This window comes from Stenotrophomonas sp., assembly GCF_035634915.1.
In the GTDB taxonomy this organism is placed as follows: Bacteria; Pseudomonadota; Gammaproteobacteria; order Xanthomonadales; family Xanthomonadaceae; genus Stenotrophomonas.
In genome coordinates, this window is the sequence record NZ_DASQCB010000018.1 from 263,744 (window position 1) to 279,251 (window position 15,508).

At 66.7% G+C, this 15,508-nt stretch carries 19 protein-coding genes; 14 read left to right on the forward strand and 5 right to left on the reverse strand.

The genetic code is table 11. The features are described from left to right. Window positions 1-69: 69 nt before the first annotated feature. A complete protein-coding gene (locus VER16_RS14185) occupies window positions 70-501 on the reverse strand; it encodes an OsmC family protein (protein WP_079220964.1) in 432 nt (143 codons plus the stop codon). A 371-nt stretch (window positions 502-872) separates the two neighbouring features. Between VER16_RS14185 and VER16_RS14190 the strand changes: the two genes are divergently transcribed. The 4 genes from VER16_RS14190 (at window position 873) to VER16_RS14205 (ending at window position 3,122) form a co-directional block, all read left to right on the forward strand. After that, complete coding sequence (locus VER16_RS14190) at window positions 873-1,271, forward strand: HU family DNA-binding protein (RefSeq protein WP_108748848.1); 399 nt, start codon at window positions 873-875, stop codon at window positions 1,269-1,271. 268 nt (window positions 1,272-1,539) lie between these two features. After that, complete coding sequence (locus VER16_RS14195; protein ID WP_324809205.1) at window positions 1,540-1,848, forward strand: DUF3861 family protein; 309 nt, start codon at window positions 1,540-1,542, stop codon at window positions 1,846-1,848. Between the two features lie 56 nt (window positions 1,849-1,904). Continuing rightward, on the forward strand, window positions 1,905-2,447 hold the full coding sequence (locus tag VER16_RS14200) for a hypothetical protein (RefSeq protein ID WP_324809207.1): 543 nt from the start codon (window positions 1,905-1,907) through the stop codon (window positions 2,445-2,447). Between the two features lie 78 nt (window positions 2,448-2,525). Further along, a complete protein-coding gene (locus tag VER16_RS14205) occupies window positions 2,526-3,122 on the forward strand; it encodes a DUF1439 domain-containing protein (RefSeq protein WP_324809209.1) in 597 nt (198 codons plus the stop codon). Between the two features lie 39 nt (window positions 3,123-3,161). Here the strand turns inward: VER16_RS14205 and VER16_RS14210 are convergent, their stop codons facing one another. Both VER16_RS14210 and VER16_RS14215 read right to left on the reverse strand, forming a co-directional pair. After that, window positions 3,162-3,704: a type 1 glutamine amidotransferase domain-containing protein gene (locus tag VER16_RS14210; protein WP_324809211.1), complete on the reverse strand. Its 543-nt coding sequence runs from the start codon at window positions 3,702-3,704 to the stop codon at window positions 3,162-3,164. Window positions 3,705-3,834: 130 nt separating this feature from the next. Beyond that, window positions 3,835-4,302 (reverse strand): SET domain-containing protein, encoded by a 468-nt coding sequence (locus VER16_RS14215; RefSeq protein ID WP_324809213.1) that lies wholly within the window; start codon window positions 4,300-4,302, stop codon window positions 3,835-3,837. A 219-nt stretch (window positions 4,303-4,521) separates the two neighbouring features. On the opposite strand from VER16_RS14215, the gene VER16_RS14220 reads away from it, so the two are divergent. The 6 genes from VER16_RS14220 to VER16_RS14245 all read left to right on the forward strand — a co-directional run bounded on the left by VER16_RS14220 (window position 4,522) and on the right by VER16_RS14245 (window position 10,600). Next, entirely contained in the window at window positions 4,522-4,977 is a 456-nt protein-coding gene (locus tag VER16_RS14220) for an SUF system Fe-S cluster assembly regulator (RefSeq protein ID WP_324809215.1), read from the forward strand. Between the two features lie 18 nt (window positions 4,978-4,995). Beyond that, a complete protein-coding gene (gene sufB / locus VER16_RS14225) occupies window positions 4,996-6,471 on the forward strand; it encodes a Fe-S cluster assembly protein SufB (protein WP_079220956.1) in 1,476 nt (491 codons plus the stop codon). A 74-nt stretch (window positions 6,472-6,545) separates the two neighbouring features. Then, window positions 6,546-7,310 carry a Fe-S cluster assembly ATPase SufC gene (gene sufC / locus VER16_RS14230; RefSeq protein ID WP_324809216.1) on the forward strand — a complete coding sequence of 255 codons (765 nt, stop codon included), beginning with the start codon at window positions 6,546-6,548 and terminating at the stop codon, window positions 7,308-7,310. Continuing rightward, complete coding sequence (gene sufD, locus VER16_RS14235; protein ID WP_108768073.1) at window positions 7,310-8,572, forward strand: Fe-S cluster assembly protein SufD; 1,263 nt, start codon at window positions 7,310-7,312, stop codon at window positions 8,570-8,572. The genes sufC and sufD overlap by 1 nt, the downstream gene beginning before the upstream one ends. Further along, entirely contained in the window at window positions 8,569-9,825 is a 1,257-nt protein-coding gene (locus VER16_RS14240) for a cysteine desulfurase (RefSeq protein WP_324809218.1), read from the forward strand. Before sufD ends, VER16_RS14240 begins: the two co-directional genes overlap by 4 nt. Window positions 9,826-9,949: 124 nt before the next feature. Next, on the forward strand, window positions 9,950-10,600 hold the full coding sequence (locus tag VER16_RS14245) for an REP-associated tyrosine transposase (RefSeq protein WP_324809219.1): 651 nt from the start codon (window positions 9,950-9,952) through the stop codon (window positions 10,598-10,600). A gap of 88 nt (window positions 10,601-10,688) precedes the next feature. On the opposite strand, the gene VER16_RS14250 is transcribed toward VER16_RS14245, so the two are convergent. Both VER16_RS14250 and VER16_RS14255 read right to left on the reverse strand, forming a co-directional pair. Next, the gene (locus VER16_RS14250; protein WP_324809222.1) at window positions 10,689-11,069 is read right to left on the reverse strand and encodes a hypothetical protein; all 381 of its coding nucleotides are present in this window, start codon (window positions 11,067-11,069) and stop codon (window positions 10,689-10,691) included. 5 nt (window positions 11,070-11,074) lie between these two features. Next, entirely contained in the window at window positions 11,075-11,443 is a 369-nt protein-coding gene (locus tag VER16_RS14255; RefSeq protein WP_324809224.1) for a hypothetical protein, read from the reverse strand. Between the two features lie 142 nt (window positions 11,444-11,585). On the opposite strand from VER16_RS14255, the gene VER16_RS14260 reads away from it, so the two are divergent. From VER16_RS14260 to VER16_RS14275, 4 genes are all read left to right on the forward strand, one after another. After that, on the forward strand, window positions 11,586-12,125 hold the full coding sequence (locus VER16_RS14260; protein WP_324809226.1) for a GNAT family N-acetyltransferase: 540 nt from the start codon (window positions 11,586-11,588) through the stop codon (window positions 12,123-12,125). Further along, entirely contained in the window at window positions 12,122-12,454 is a 333-nt protein-coding gene (locus tag VER16_RS14265) for a non-heme iron oxygenase ferredoxin subunit (protein WP_324809228.1), read from the forward strand. The genes VER16_RS14260 and VER16_RS14265 overlap by 4 nt, the downstream gene beginning before the upstream one ends. A gap of 179 nt (window positions 12,455-12,633) precedes the next feature. After that, on the forward strand, window positions 12,634-13,044 hold the full coding sequence (locus VER16_RS14270; RefSeq protein WP_324809230.1) for a hypothetical protein: 411 nt from the start codon (window positions 12,634-12,636) through the stop codon (window positions 13,042-13,044). Between the two features lie 156 nt (window positions 13,045-13,200). Continuing rightward, a complete protein-coding gene (locus VER16_RS14275) occupies window positions 13,201-15,483 on the forward strand; it encodes a TonB-dependent siderophore receptor (protein WP_324809232.1) in 2,283 nt (760 codons plus the stop codon). Window positions 15,484-15,508 lie beyond the last annotated feature (25 nt).

Here is a 15,508-nt window from a genome sequence, read left to right on the forward strand (position 1 = left end):
TGTTCTTCGGCCAGATCGCGGTCGCTGCCTCAGCCGGGCGCGGGCTCGGCTCTACAGGGTCGCAGCCCCTCAGCCCAGCTCGGCTTCCAGGCTGATCGGCACCGCGCTCAGCGCCTTGGATACCGGACAGTTCTGCTTGGCATCATCGGCAATCGCGCGGAACTGGGCGGCATCGATGCCCGGCACCACGGCCTTCACCTTCAGCCGGATCTGCGACAGCTGCGGACCGCCCTCCATCGACAGATCGACTTTGGCTTCGGTATCCAGCGAGGTCGGTGTAAACCCGGCGTCACCCAGCTTGGCTGACAGCGCCATGGTGAAACAGCCGGCATGCGCGGCGGCGATCAGTTCCTCCGGGTTGGTGCCCTTCTCATCGCCAAAGCGGCTGTTGAAACCATAGCGGGTCTTGTCCAGCAGCCCGCTCTGCGGCGTGCTCAACTGACCCTTGCCCGACTTGAGGTCCCCTTCCCAGTGCGCGGTGGCGTGTCGCGAGATTCCCATGTGCTGCTCCTGCGTGGCGGTGATGAACGGCCACCCTCGCACGGCACGCGTTAGCCCTGCGTCGCCCCGTCGCAGGGCATGCCGCTGTCCGGGGCCAGTCCCGGTGGACACTTCCTGGCCAGCGCGAAACGAATTTTCCTCTTGTTTTCAGGGGTTTCGCGCACTTTTCATGATCGGCCGCGTGTCTTGCGCAGTGCAGCGCAGGCCCTGTTTGACCGCGTCCGGACATGTACTGAATCGGCCTGGATATGAAAAAACATGCACTTTCAGCGCTCCGGGCTATTGGCGGCGCTCGAGAGTTGCCCTACATTGCGCTTGCCGACGGGGTTCGGCGCCGACCACACAACCAACCGTTCACGGAACAGGAAACCATGGCAAAGACCGCTAAGAAGGCTGCCCCGAAAAAGGCAGTGAAGAAAGTCGCGACGAAGGCTGCCGCCAAGCCGGCCGCTCCGAAGCCGATCAAGGAAGTGCTGACCAAGTCGGGCCTGGTTGCACACATCGCTGAAGCGTCCGGCGTTGTCGCCAAGGACGTGCGCGCGGTGCTGGCCTCGCTGGAAAGCGCTGTTGCTTCCTCGGTCCACAAGAAGGGTGCAGGCTCCTTCACCCTGCCGGGCCTGCTGAAGATCTCCACCGTCAATGTGCCGGCCAAGCCGAAGCGCAAGGGCATCAACCCGTTCACCAAGGAAGAGCAGTGGTTTGCTGCCAAGCCGGCCACCACCAAGCTGAAGGTGCGCCCGCTCAAGAAGCTCAAGGACGCCGCGCTCTAAGCGCGCGCCCAACGGCAGCTTCCGACGGGACGGCGCAGGCCGTCCCGTTTTTGTCTGGGCACAATCGGATGCCCCCAACGCAAACCGCAACACAGCGTTTCCGCACCCGCACTGCCCCGCCGACACCCGCGCCAGCCTTGGCTGCGCCCCGGCTTCTGCTTCCCGGAACGAACCGGGTGGAACACTGCGTGCAGCCCCGGCCATCGCCGCCAGCCGCCGCCTTGCCTATGGTGGGACCATTCCTCCACACCCAGGCGAGCACCTCCTCATGGCCAGCCCCTCCACCCGCTACCGGATCTCGGTGACCCCGATTGAAAAGGACGGGCACCCGTGCACCGGGCGCTGCACCATCGAACTGGAACACCGCGCCAGCCGCGACCTGATGCGCCTGCTGGAATCGGCCCCGCGCACTGCCGGCCTGAGCGGTGATGAGCGCGCCACCCTGGTGGTCGCCACCCAGCTGCTGCGCGACATCGTGCAGCGCCATGCCGACACCGACGGCCACGCGCTGGCAGCGGTCGCGGCACAGGTGCTGCCCGCGCTGGATGCACTGGAACAGCTGCCCGCATCGCGCTGATCCCCGCCCAGCCGATACACTGCCCCTCTCCAGGTCGCCTCGGGGAGGAGGCAGACATGCGTACCATCCTGCTGTTGGCTGCATCGTTGGCCGTACTCGGCTGCTCCAACCCGCCCCCGCCCGATCCATCGGCGCTGACGCGCCCCGGTGACCGGCGGAGCGACGCCGATGCGCGCGCCCCCGTTGTGAGCGACGAAGCCCCCGCCGTCGCCGAGCTGGGCATCGACCCGCTGTATGGCGCGGTGGCTGCCGGCGGCGAATCCCCCGCGCGCCTGCTCAACCGCTACGTGCTGGACCTCCTCAACGGCAATCAGGCCGGCATCGACGACGCCTGGGCCATCGCCCCGCCCGATGCGCGGCGTGCCGATGATGCCGTGCTGCGCCTGCTGCCGGACGTGCGCAACCTTCGCCTGGACAGCGACCCGGCGGTGCCACGCGATGCGCAGCAGCCACCGCGGTTGCTGGAGGTGCCGGTGCGGATCCGTGCGTCCACCGGTGAAGGCCAGTTCCGTTACCACGGGTGGTACCGCGTGCAACCGCGTGCCGACGGCCAGGGCTGGCAGATCCAGTCGGCGCAGCTGCAGCCAACGCTGGACTGAACCGCCGCCGCGTCATGCACGCAGGATTCAGCGGGCAAAGCTACTCTGTAGGCCTCATTCATCCCCCCGGCCACTGCCATGCGCCTGCGCTCCCTGATGACCCGCCTTGCTGCGTCCACCGTGTTGATCGCCGCGGCGATCGGTGCACAGGCCGCGCCCTCGATCAGCGGGCGCGAACTGTCCGTCGGCGCCAGCGACGTACAGCAGTATCTGGACGGCAGCTTCCCGCGCACGCAGGACGCACTGGGCGGCCTGATCGCGTTGACCATGAGCCACCCCCAGCTGAGCCTCCCGGCCGGCGAGCGCCTGAACCTGGGCATGGACCTGGCCCTGGCCACCGCTGGTGGCAATCCCACCAACCTGGGCAAGGTGAAGCTCAGCAGCGGCCTGCGCTACGACGCGCAGACCCAGGGCTTCCACCTGCAGGAACCGACCGTGGATGACTTCACCCCGGCCAGCCAGGGCGGCCGCCTCGATTCGCGCACCCGCACCCTGCTCAATGCCGCGCTGAGCGACTACGCGCGCCGCGAGCCCATCTACAAGCTCGACCCCGCCGTGGCCGGCGTGCTGGGTGCTCTGCAGGTGCAGTCGGCCCAGGTGAAGAACGGCAAGCTGGTGGTCACCTTCAACCAGAACCTGGGCAGCCTGGTGCCGGCCGGCCTTCTCGGCAAATAAGAGTAGTGCCGGCCGCTGGCCGGCACTACCAGCAATGCATCACGCGGCCAAGGCTTTGACCACCGCATTGCTGAATGCCGGAATATCGTCCGGCTTGCGGCTGGTGATCAGGTTTCCATCCACCACCACCTCGGCATCGCGCCAGCGTGCACCGGCATTGGCCAGGTCCTGCTGCAGCGACGGCCACGAGGTCACCTCGCGCCCCTTGGCCAGCCCGCTGTTGATCAGCAGCCAGGGACCATGGCAGATCGCCGCGACCGGCTTGCCGGCGTCCGCCACGCTGCGGATGAAGTCGAGTACGGCCTCATCGGTGCGCAGGGCGTCGGGGTTGATGACCCCGCCGGGCAGCAGCAGCGCATCGAAGCGCCCGGCATCGGCCTCGTCCAGCGGCAGGTCAACGGCCACCGAGCCGCCCCAGTCCTTGTCCTTCCAGCCCTTGATGCTGGCCTCCTTCGCAGGGGAAACCACGGTGACCGTCGCACCCTGCGCTTCCAGCAGATGCTTGGGTTCGATCAGTTCGGACTGTTCAAAGCCGTGGGTGGCGAGGATGGCAACCTGCTTGCCGCTCAGACGCTGCGCCATGGCGTGTACTCCAGAAGATGAGGAGTCCACAGGGTCGGCCGAAGGCCATTGCACGGCGGTGACCCTGCCGTGCACGGCAGGTGGAGGCGGACCTGTAAAGTCGAGCCATGCTCGACTCTACAAATACCGGTCAGCGCTTGGGCTGCAGCATCGTGCCGGTGCACTTGGGCGAACCGCAGCGGCACTCCCAGATCTTCTTCAGCTTGGCGGTGTGGCGCTCGGCCAGCACGATGCCGTAGTTGTAGGTCAGCTCCTCGCCGGCACTGATATCGCGCAGCGCTTCGATGAAGACCTTGTCGCCACGGCTGTCGCCGTCCTCGTCTTCCTCGATCACCGCCTCGCAGTTCGGGTCGCAGCTGTGGTTGATCCAGCGTGCGTCGTTGCCCTTGTAGTTGGCGTCGATCACCCAGTCATCGTTGAGGGTGAACAGGAAGGTATGGCCACTTTCCACGTCGCCGCTGTCGTCGGCATCGACGTCGCCGTGGCTGCGCAGCAGGCCCTTGTACTGGATCACGCGCTCGCCCTGCTTGATCGGGGCCACGGCGAACACGCCGTTGCCATGGATGGCGGACTTGCGGGCTTGGATCTTCTTGGGCATCGGCAAGGTGAGGTCTGCAGCGAAAGGAGCCCTGATTCTCACCCATTACGGGTGATTGCGAAAACAGCCCCCATGCCGCAGCATGTCGCCCCGGTCGCCCCGGTGCGTAGATCCCGGTCGGCCGACGACCGCCCCGAGCGCCGGCTGAATGGCCGGGTTGGATGCTGGCGAAGAAAAGCGTACAATTTCAGTCCGCTTTAAGAACCACTCGCATCCCCCATGTTGCGCGTCACCAAACTCACCGATTACGCCACCGTCGTGCTGACCGTACTCGCCGCCCGCCCGGGCGAAGTACTCAGTGCGACCGAGCTGGCCGAATTCACCGGTCTGGAACCGCCGACCGTCAGCAAGGTGCTCAAGCCGCTGGCCCAGGCCGGCCTGGTCGAGGGCCTGCGCGGTGTCCGCGGCGGCTACCGGCTGACCCGCCCGCCCATCGAGATCTCGCTCTTTGAAGTGGTCGAAGCCATGGAAGGGCCGCTGGCCCTGACCGAATGCAGCCACGACCACCACCAGTGCGGCATGGCGCCCAAGTGCGGCGCGCGCAGCAGCTGGCGGCTGATCAACGACGTGGTCTCCGAGGCCCTGCGCGATGTCACCCTTGCCCAGATCCTGCCCCCCCTTCCCCTTGTCGATGACGAACAGCGCCGCAGCATCGCTGTCGATGTCGTCTCCTGATCCGTAGGCAGCCCCCCCATGGCCACCGAAACCATTGAAACCGTCGCCCACGACGACACCCCCAACCGCGAGATCCATGAGCAGCTCGGCCGCAAGTATTCGGCCGGCTTCATCACGGAGATCGAATCGGACTCCCTGCCGCCGGGCCTGGACGAGGACACCATCCGTGCCCTGTCGGCCAAGAAGGAGGAGCCGGAATGGATGACGCAGTGGCGCCTGGACGCCTACCGCCACTTCCTGACCATGCCGATGCCGAACTGGGCCAAGCTGCAGATCGCCCCGATCGACCTGCAGGCGCTCAGCTACTACTCCGCGCCGAAGGGCCCGAAGTACGCCTCGCTGGATGACGTGCCCAAGGAACTGCTGGACACCTACGACAAGCTGGGCGTGCCGCTGCACGAGCGTGCCAAGCTGGCCGGCGTGGCGGTGGACGCGGTGTTTGACTCGGTGTCCGTCGGTACCACCTTCCGCAAGGAACTGGCCGAGAAGGGCATCATCTTCTGCTCGATGTCCGAGGCCATCAAGGAACACCCGGAGCTGGTGCGCCAGTACCTGGGCACCGTGGTGCCGGTGGGCGACAACTACTTCGCCGCGCTCAACTCGGCGGTGTTCTCCGATGGCAGCTTCGTGTTCATTCCCAAGGGCGTGCGTTGCCCGATGGAACTGAGCACCTACTTCCGCATCAACGCCGGCCACACCGGCCAGTTCGAGCGCACCCTCATCGTGTGCGAGGACAAGGCCTACGTCTCCTACCTGGAAGGCTGCACCGCGCCGATGCGCGATGAGAACCAGCTGCACGCTGCGGTGGTCGAGCTGGTCGCGCTGGAAGATGCGGAGATCAAGTACTCCACGGTGCAGAACTGGTACCCGGGCGACGAGAACGGCGTGGGCGGCATCTACAACTTCGTCACCAAGCGTGCCGAATGCCGTGGTGCGCGCAGCAAGGTCACCTGGACCCAGGTCGAGACCGGTTCGGCGATCACCTGGAAGTACCCGTCCTGCGTGCTGCTGGGCGACGATTCGGTGGGCGAGTTCCACTCGGTGGCGCTGACCCATCACCGCCAGCAGGCCGACACCGGCACCAAGATGATCCACGTCGGCAAGCGCACCAAGAGCAAGATCGTCAGCAAGGGCATCAGCGCCGGCCGCGGCCAGAACACCTACCGCGGCCTGGTCAAGGTCGACCGCAACGCCGATGGCGCGCGCAACTACACCCAGTGCGATTCGCTGCTGATCGGCAAGCAGTGCGGTGCCCACACCTTCCCCTACATCGAGGTGAAGAACCCGGGCGCCACCGTCGAGCACGAGGCCACCACCTCGAAGATCTCCGACGACCAGCTGTTCTACTGCCGCGCCCGTGGCATCAGCCAGGAAGACGCGGTGTCGATGATCGTCGACGGCTTCTGCAAGCAGGTGTTCCGCGAACTGCCGATGGAGTTCGCGGTGGAAGCCAAGAAGCTGCTGGAAGTCTCGCTGGAAGGTTCGGTGGGCTGACCGCCCGCCCCTGCCCCTCGCAAACGCATTCTCTTTATCGGCGGGCCGCGGCCCGCCCCACGGAAATCCCCACCATGCTGAAGATCGAAAACCTCCACGCCCGCATCGGCGACAAGGAAATCCTCAAGGGCCTGTCGCTGGAAGTGAAGCCCGGCCAGGTGCACGCCATCATGGGCCCCAACGGCGCCGGCAAGTCCACCCTGGGCAATGTCCTGGCCGGCCGTGACGGCTATGAAGTGACCGAAGGCAGCGTGCAGTTCGAAGGCAGCGACCTGCTCGACCGGGATCCGGAAGCGCGCGCCGCCGCCGGCCTGTTCCTGGCCTTCCAGTACCCGGTGGAAATCCCGGGCGTGAACAACACCTACTTCCTGCGCGCAGCCCTGAATGCCCAGCGCAAGGCGCGCGGCCAGGACGAACTGGATTCCATGCAGTTCCTGAAGCTGGTGCGGCAGAAGCTGGCCGTTCTGCACCTGAAGGATGAACTGCTGCACCGTGGCGTCAACGAAGGCTTCTCCGGTGGCGAGAAGAAGCGCAACGAGATCTTCCAGCTGGCCGTGCTCGAGCCGAAGCTGGCGATCCTCGACGAAACCGATTCGGGCCTGGACATCGACGCGCTGAAGAGCGTGGCCGACGGCGTCAACGCGCTGCGCGCGGCCGACCGTTCGTTCCTGGTCATCACCCATTACCAGCGCCTGCTGGACTACATCAAGCCGGACGTGGTGCACGTGCTGGCCGATGGCCGCATCGTCAAGACCGGTGGCCCGGAACTGGCCCTGGAGCTGGAAGCGCACGGCTACGATTTCCTCAAGGATCGCGTGGTGCGCGAGGCGGCGGTCTGATGAGCGCCCTGCTCGACTCGATGGCCCAGGCCTTCTGCGGCAGCGATGCGCGCCGCGAAGTGCTCGACACCGTGCTGCGCGATGGCCTGCCGGCCGCCCGCAGCGAAGCCTGGAAGTACACCTCGCTGCGCCAGCTGGAGCGCCGTGCCTTCGCCGCCGCGCCGCTGTCGCCGCCGGTGCTGGATGCAGCGGTGCTGGAAGACATCCCGGCGCCGCGCCTGGTGTTCGTCAACGGCCGCCTCAGCGACGCGCTCAGCGACACCCACGGCCTGCCGGCCGGCGTGCAGCTGGAACCGCTGTCCTCGGCGCTGGCCGCCGGTGAGGATGCCGCGCGTTTCCTCGGCCGCCGCTACGAGCGCAGCGACGAAGTGTTCGCCCGCCTGAATGCCGCGCTGGCCGATGAAGGCGTGGTGCTGCGCGTGGACGAAGGCGTGCAGGTCGAAGTGCCGCTGCAGCTGGTGTTCGCCAGCGTGGCCGGCGAGACCGACCTGGCCTGGCACCACCGCCACCTGATCGAACTGCGTGCCGGCGCCAGCCTGGGCGTGGTCGAGCACCGCTTCAGCGTGGGCGACTCGGCGCACCTGGACAACACCGTGCTGCATGCCCACGTCGCCCGCGATGCGGTGCTCAAGCACGCCCGCGTGCAGGCTGGCAGCGCGCGCCAGACCAGTTTCCTGCGTACCGATGCGGTGCTGGCACGCGATGCCCAGTACCACCGCGTCGACCTGGAACTGGGCGCCGCGCTCAGCCGCCACGAACTGAACGTGCGCCTGGAAGGTGACAACGCCCAGCTGACCGCCAACGGCGTGCTGCTCGGCAATGGCCGCCGCCACGTCGATACCCGCCTGGGCATCGACCACATCGCCCGCGATACCAGCAGCGAGCTGCTGTGGCGCGGCGTGGCCGCCAACCGCAGCCGCGTGGTGTTCCATGGTGGCATCCAGATCCGCGAAGGCGCCGACGGCACCGACGCCAACCTGTCCAACAAGAACCTGCTGCTGTCGGCCGACGCCGAGATCGACACCCAGCCGGTACTGGTGATCGACGCTGACGAAGTGAAGGCCGCCCACGGTGCCACCGTCGGCCAGCTCGATGCCAACGCGCTGTTCTACCTGCGTTCGCGCGGCCTGCCGCAGCCGCAGGCACAGGCGCTGCTGAGTGCCGCGTTCTGCCACGAGCCGCTGAAGGTGCTGCCCGAGGCCCTGCGCGAGCAGCTGGCGCGCCGCCTGGACAAGGCCCTGGCCGAGGCAGGTGTGGCATGAACCTGTCCACGCCGCGCCCGATCGAAAGCCCTGCCGGCACGCCGGACTGGGACCGCGTCCGCCTCGACTTCCCGCTGCTGATGCGCGAAGTGCACGGCAAGCCGCTGGTGTATTTCGACAACGCCAACACCGGCCAGAAGCCGGTGCAGGTGATCGGCGCGGTGGACGAGTTCTACCGCCGCTACAACGCCAACGTCAGCCGTGCCGTGCACGCGCTGGGCACCGAGGCCACCGACGCCTACGAGGGCGCGCGCAACAAGCTGGCCCGCTTCCTCAACGTGCGCAGCAACGAGCTGGTGCTGTGCAGCGGCACCACCTTCGCCATCAATCTGGTGGCGTACTCGTGGGCGCTGCCGCGGCTGAAGGCCGGTGATGTCATCCTGGTCTCGCGCATGGAACACCATGCCAACATCGTGCCGTGGCAGCTGGTCGCCCAGCGCACCGGCGCGACCATCCGCGTGGCCGAGATCACCCCCGATGGCGCGCTGGACCTGGACGCGCTGCGCAAGGCGATGACCCCCGAGGTCAAGCTGCTGGCCGTGGCCCACGTCTCCAACGTGCTGGGCACGGTCAACCCGGTGCGCGAGATCTGCCGTGAAGCGCGCAAGCGCGGCATCGTCACCGTGGTCGATGGTTCGCAGGCGGTGCCGCACCGCAAAGTCGACGTGGCCGCGATCGGCTGCGACTTCTACGCCATCACCGGGCACAAGATGTGCGGCCCGACCGGCACCGGCGCGCTGTGGGCACGCCGCGAACATCTCGACGCCATGCCGCCGTTCCTCGGCGGTGGCGAGATGATCAAGGAAGTCAGCTTCGACGGCACCGTGTTCAACGACGCCCCGCACAAGTTTGAAGCCGGCACCCCGAACATCGCCGGCTTCATCGGCCTGGGCGTGGCCGCCGATTACCTGGACGGCCTTGGGCTGGAGCACGTGGAAGCACGCGAGGCGGAACTGCTGGCGCACTTCACCGAGGAACTGCAGAAGATCGAAGGCCTGCGCATCTTCGGCACCACGCCGGACAAGGCAGCCGTCGTCTCGTTCCTGATCGACGGCGCGCACTCCCACGATCTGGCCACCCTGCTCGATCTGGAAGGCGTGGCCGTGCGTTCCGGCCAGCACTGCGCCCACCCGCTGCTGCAGTACTACGGCGTCGCCGCCACCTGCCGTGCCTCGCTGGCGTTCTACAACACCCACGCCGAGATCGAGCGCTTCATGACCGCACTGACCAAGGTGCGCAAGCTGCTGGGCTGACCCCATTTCCCTACCCAACGTCACGTAGTCAACCGACTGTCACGCACGTCACTCTGGCGAATGCTTGGGGTCAGATCCCTTCGCGCAGCGAAGGGCTCTGACCCCTTGGCTTCCGGAGACACCCATGCCACGGCCGCGTCGTATTGATGCCCCCGGCTTCCCGCAACACATCGTCCAGCGCGGAAATGACCGCCAGGTCGTTTTCTTCAGCAACCGTGACCCCGCGCTTTATCTGGGTCTGCTTCGCGATTGCGCGCACGAACACCGCTGCAGGATTCACGCCTATGTGCTCATGGGCAACCATGTCCACCTACTTGTGACTCCCGACGCACCCGGCGGGATGTCACGGATGATGCAGGCAGTGAACCGCACCTACGTGCGCCATGTAAATGAGCGCGAACGCCGCACTGGCAGCCTCTGGGAAGGACGTTTCCATTCCACGGTGATTGATACGGATCGGTATCTGCTCGCCTGCCAGCGCTACATCGAGCTCAACCCGGTGCGGGCGGGGATGGTTACGCACCCCGGAGACTATCGCTGGTCGAGCTATCGTGCCAACGCACAAGGCCGGGCGAATGCGTTGCTCGCGCCGCATTCGGCGTTCGAGCTCATTGCCGCTGATGTGGAATCGCGGCGCAGCCGCTATGCGGAGTTCATCGAGCAGGGTGTTCCAGCGGGTGACTTGGCGGTGATACGGCGGGCATTGCAGTCGCAGCGGCGGTTGAAGGAGACGCTGGTGGGGTCACAGCCCTTTCGCGCTGCGAAAGGGATATGACCCCAGCATCTGCGAGCGCCGCGCGCGCGGCAGTCGGGCTACTGCCTGGCGCCGGGTAGGTAGAAGGGATCTGACTTCGGTCACCCGGCTAGCGGGTGACGTCCACGACCTTGCACGTGCCCTCGCCCACCTGCACCTCGATGCGTGCGCGCAGGTTCTGCGTCAGGTACACATCACCGTGGCACGCAACGTCGCGGCCGGCTTCCCGATAGCGCACCGATACGGACGAGTCCTGCTGGACCACCGGCGTCATCGACACCTGTGCATCGGCATCGATCACCCCGAGTCCAGTCACTTGTCCGCCAGCGTCGAGCTGCACCGCATCGATGCGCTGGGAGCCCACGTTGCTGACGACCACGACCGTGTCGGTCTGCCCTGAGCACGCCGACACCGCAAGCACCGCTATCGCCAACTTCGGCTGGCCCGACCTCTGAAACGCGGTAGCCATGGCCTCCCAGGCATGCATCATTCTGGTCATTCCTCAGCGCTGCCGTGCAGATCCGCAGTGCGAAGGGACATCGCCCCCACTGCCGAAATCAGGGTGTTCGTGGGCAGGACACGCAGTATCCGGCCACTGGCAATCGTCCTTCCCTCCCACAGCGAGACATCGGCTCCCTCGTTGGCCACGGCAAGCGCCTCCTCCGGGCACAGAAACGCAACGGGAAGTTCGTAGCTGTCCCCAAGCACGGCGCGGCCTTGCTGCAACAGCACGCGGCACTCAAATGCACGGCCCGCCACGAACAGCGGGCAGGCGTATACCTGCCCCACGATGTCACCCCGCCTCCCGCCCTCGGCGCTCGACAGGAAGCGAACAGAGACAACAGCGTCGAATCGCATGGTCATGTCCTCAAGATCCTCCCTGGATCCACGTTCCCATACTGCCGCTGTTTTGAAGGGGATGGGGGGTCAGAGCCCTCCTGCGTTGCAGAAGGGATCTGACCCCGCACCATTTTGCGGGCGCCCCCGCCCCACCTAGAATGGCGGCATGAGCACCCTGACTTTCCGTGCCGCCACGCCGGCCGACATCCCCGCCCTGATCACCCTGGTCACCTCGGCCTACCGGGGCGACGCCAGCCGCGCCGGCTGGACCACCGAGGCCGACCTGCTGGACGGCGCCCGCATCGACGCCGAGGGCATCCAGGGCGACCTGGACCGCCCGCGCTCGACCATCCTGCTGGCTGAACGCGAGGGCTGCCTGGTCGCCTGCGCCCACGTCGCCGATGTCGACGGCAAGGGCTACTTCGGCATGTTCTCGGTCGACCCGGCCCAGCAGGGCGGTGGCGTCGGCAAGCAGCTGATGGAAGCAGCCGAAACCCATGCGGCGCGCGAATGGAACGTGCCGGTCATGCAGATGACGGTGATCGACGTGCGCGATGAACTGATCGCCTTCTACGAGCGCCGTGGCTACCAGCGCACCGGCATCAAGAAGCCCTTCCCGTACGGCGACGAACGCTTCGGCATTCCCAAGCGCGACGACCTGCGCTTTGAAATCCTGGAAAAGCCACTGGCCGGGGCTTCGGCATGAGCGACACCTGGACCTTCGTCTGCGCCGGCGCCGAGCTGCTGCCGGGCGAAATGAAGAGCGTGTTCGATGAAGTGACCGGCACGCCGATCGTGGTGTTCAACCTCGATGGCGAGCTGTATGCGCTGGAAGACCAGTGCACGCACGAGGAATTCGAGCTGTCCTCGGGCGAATTCAACACCGCCGAAGGCAGCATCGAGTGCGTGCTGCACGGCGCCCGGTTCGATGTGCGTGATGGCCGTGCCCTGTGCGCCCCGGCCTATACCGCGGTACCCAAGTTCCCGACCAAGCGCGAGCACGACGCGATCTGGACCCGCGACGACCGGGACTGATCCGAGCGGGGGCGCCGATGCCCCCTGCCGACCGCCATCCACCCATGGGGTGGATCTACTGCCTCCCCCAGGCCCCCTGCGCGCCGCCCAACTACCCCTGCCAAGCGCGCATATGCGAATCATTATCGTTGATGTTATCCTGCGCAACGGATTCGTAACGGTTTGTCACCGACTGCGCCATGGCCTCGCCCGCGCCCACCGCCACGTTGTGCCAGCTCGCCCGACAGGGGTTGCCCCTGCTTGTGGCCGCGCTGCTGACGCTGTGGTTGGGCTGGTCGGCACTGCAGGAAGGCCGCGGTACAGACAGCGTCGGTGCCCAGGGCGGCTGGCAGGCCCAGCTGGACGAGAGTGCGCAGGCCGTGCCCGCTCCCGCCCCGGCCGGCGAAGGCTGCCCGCACCACGTCGCCCCCGCGCCTGAAAAGCCGTTCGACGCTGAAGCTGGCGCCGCCTGCGCTGGCGTGACCCCGGCGCGTCCGCCGCTGGTCGCCCATGTACCGCTGTGGCCTTCCGATGCCCTGCGCTGGCAGCAGCCCGACCCGACACTGCGCCTCAACCCCGGCCACGCGCCCCCCGCACCGCACGCCTGCTGAGGCGCCCCGCGGCCGTTGCCGCGCGCCTTGCGCCGTCTGTACTGCCCGCCAGGCATCGCCTGCCGCTACCCAGATCCCAATCCCGCACCCGCTGCCACGCCATCACCGCGCGGCGGCTCGCGCTCATTCGATAGCCACGTCACCCGTACCCAGCCCATGACCCACATCACCTCCCGCAAGCACGCCCCGCGCGTTTCGCTGCTCGCCACCGCCACCCTCGCCGCCGGCTTCGCGCCGCTGGCCGCACAGGCAGCCGACGATGCCGGCTCCAGCAAGGCCACCGACCTGGACAAGATCCAGGTGCGCGGCAGCTGGTTCAATCCGTCCTCGCCCAAGTTCACCGCCGAACTGCTGGACACCCCCAAGTCGGTGTCGATCGTGTCGGAGAAGCTGATCGCCGAGACCGGTGCGACCAACCTGCAGGACGCACTGCGCATGGTCCCCGGCATCACTTTCGGTGCCGGCGAAGGCGGCAACCCGACCGGTGACCGTCCCTTCATCCGCGGCTTCGACTCGCAGAGCAACATGTTCGTCGATGGCCTGCGCGACGTCGGTTCGCAGACCCGCGAAATCTTCGACCTGGAACAGGTGGAAGTGGTCAAGGGCCCGAGCTCGGCCTACGGCGGCCGCGATTCCGGCGGCGGCAGCCTGAACCTGGTGAGCAAGACCCCGAAGCTGAAGAACGAGACCAGCGCCAGCATGGGCATCGGTACCGACAGCTACGCGCGCGGCACCGTCGATGCCAACTACATGCTGGGCGATGGCATCGCCGCCCGCCTGAACCTGATGAAGCACGAGTCGGACATCGCCGGCCGTGACGCGGCCAATGTCAGCCGCTGGGGCATTGCACCGTCCATCGCCTTCGGCCTGGACGGCCCGGCACAGCTGATCGCCAGCCACTACCACATGGAAAGCGACGACCTGCCCGACGCCGGCGGCTTCCCGTACGGCAACCCGAACGGCGCGCCGGTATCCAAGTGGGTCGACGGCCGCCCGATGGTGCCCGACCGCAACAACTACTACGGCCTGGTCGACCGCGATTTCCAGCGCACCCGCGCCGACATCAGCACCCTGGATGGCAGCTATGACTTCGGTGGCCACAAGCTGCGCAACATCGCGCGCCTGGGCAACACCAGCAACGATTACCTGTGGACCCAGCCGGACGACAGCCAGGGCAACCCGAACAACTACGGCACCTTGTGGCGCCGCACCAACAGCCGCGCGGTGGACGTCAAGAGCTTCGCCGACCAGCTGAGCCTGACCGGCGCCTTCCAGACCGGTGCGCTGAAGCACAGCTACAGCGCCGGCGCGGAATACAGCGACGAGAAGATGACCCGCGGCAGCTACCTGATGACCCCGGGCACCAACAACCCGCTGACCAACAGCAGCAAGTGCCCGACCAGCGGCGCGGCCACCGGCTACAACTGCACCGACTTCGCCAACCCGAACCCGAACGATCCGTGGTCGGCCACCCATGCGGTGTACCGCAGCGACAAGGCGCTGGACGTTGAGCAGCGCACGAAAACCACCTCGGCCTACCTGTTCGACACCATCGAACTGACCTCGCAGTGGAGCGTCAACCTGGGCCTGCGCTACGACGATTTCAGCACCACCCTGACCACCCCGGTCGCCAACGCCGCGCCGACCCGCGTGCGCAATGACAACGACTTCCTGAACTACCAGGCCGGCGTGGTCTTCAAGCCGGCGGCCAACGGCAGCATCTACCTGTCCTGGGGCACCTCCTCCACCCCGCCGGGCATGGACGGTGGTGACGGTTCCGATGGCCTGAGCGCGGCCGTGGCCGACCTCAAGCCGCAGGATACGAAGAACCTGGAACTGGGCACCAAGTGGGACCTGTTCGGCAACCGCCTGAACCTGACCGCTGCGGTATTCCACACGGTGATGAACAACGCGCGCGTCACCGTCGACAACGGCACCAGCCAGAACGCCGGCAAGAAGGAAATCAACGGCGTCGAACTCGGCTTCACCGGCCAGCTGACCGATGCCTGGAGCCTGTACGGCGGCTACACCTACCTGGATTCGGAACTGAAGGACAACGGCTACGTCTGCGCCGTGTCCGGCCGTACCTGCCCGAGCGGCATCTACATCCCGTCGCCGTACAACGGCAACGTGTTCCCGAACACCGCCAAGCACAGCGCGACCCTGTGGAGCACCTACCGCTTCCCGTTCGGCCTGACCGTCGGCGCCGGTGCCAACTACTCGGACAAGCAGTACGGCGACGTGGCCAACACCAAGTGGATTCCCAGCTACACGCGCTTCGATGCGATGGCCAGCTACGCGATCCAGGACAACATCAGCGTGCAGTTGAACGTGCAGAACCTGACCGACAAGACCTACTTCACCAAGGCCTACGCCTCGCACTACGCGAGCATCGCCCCGGGTCGCTCGGCCACCCTCGCACTGAACGTCACGTTCTGATGTAACCCCGGCACTACCCGGCGGC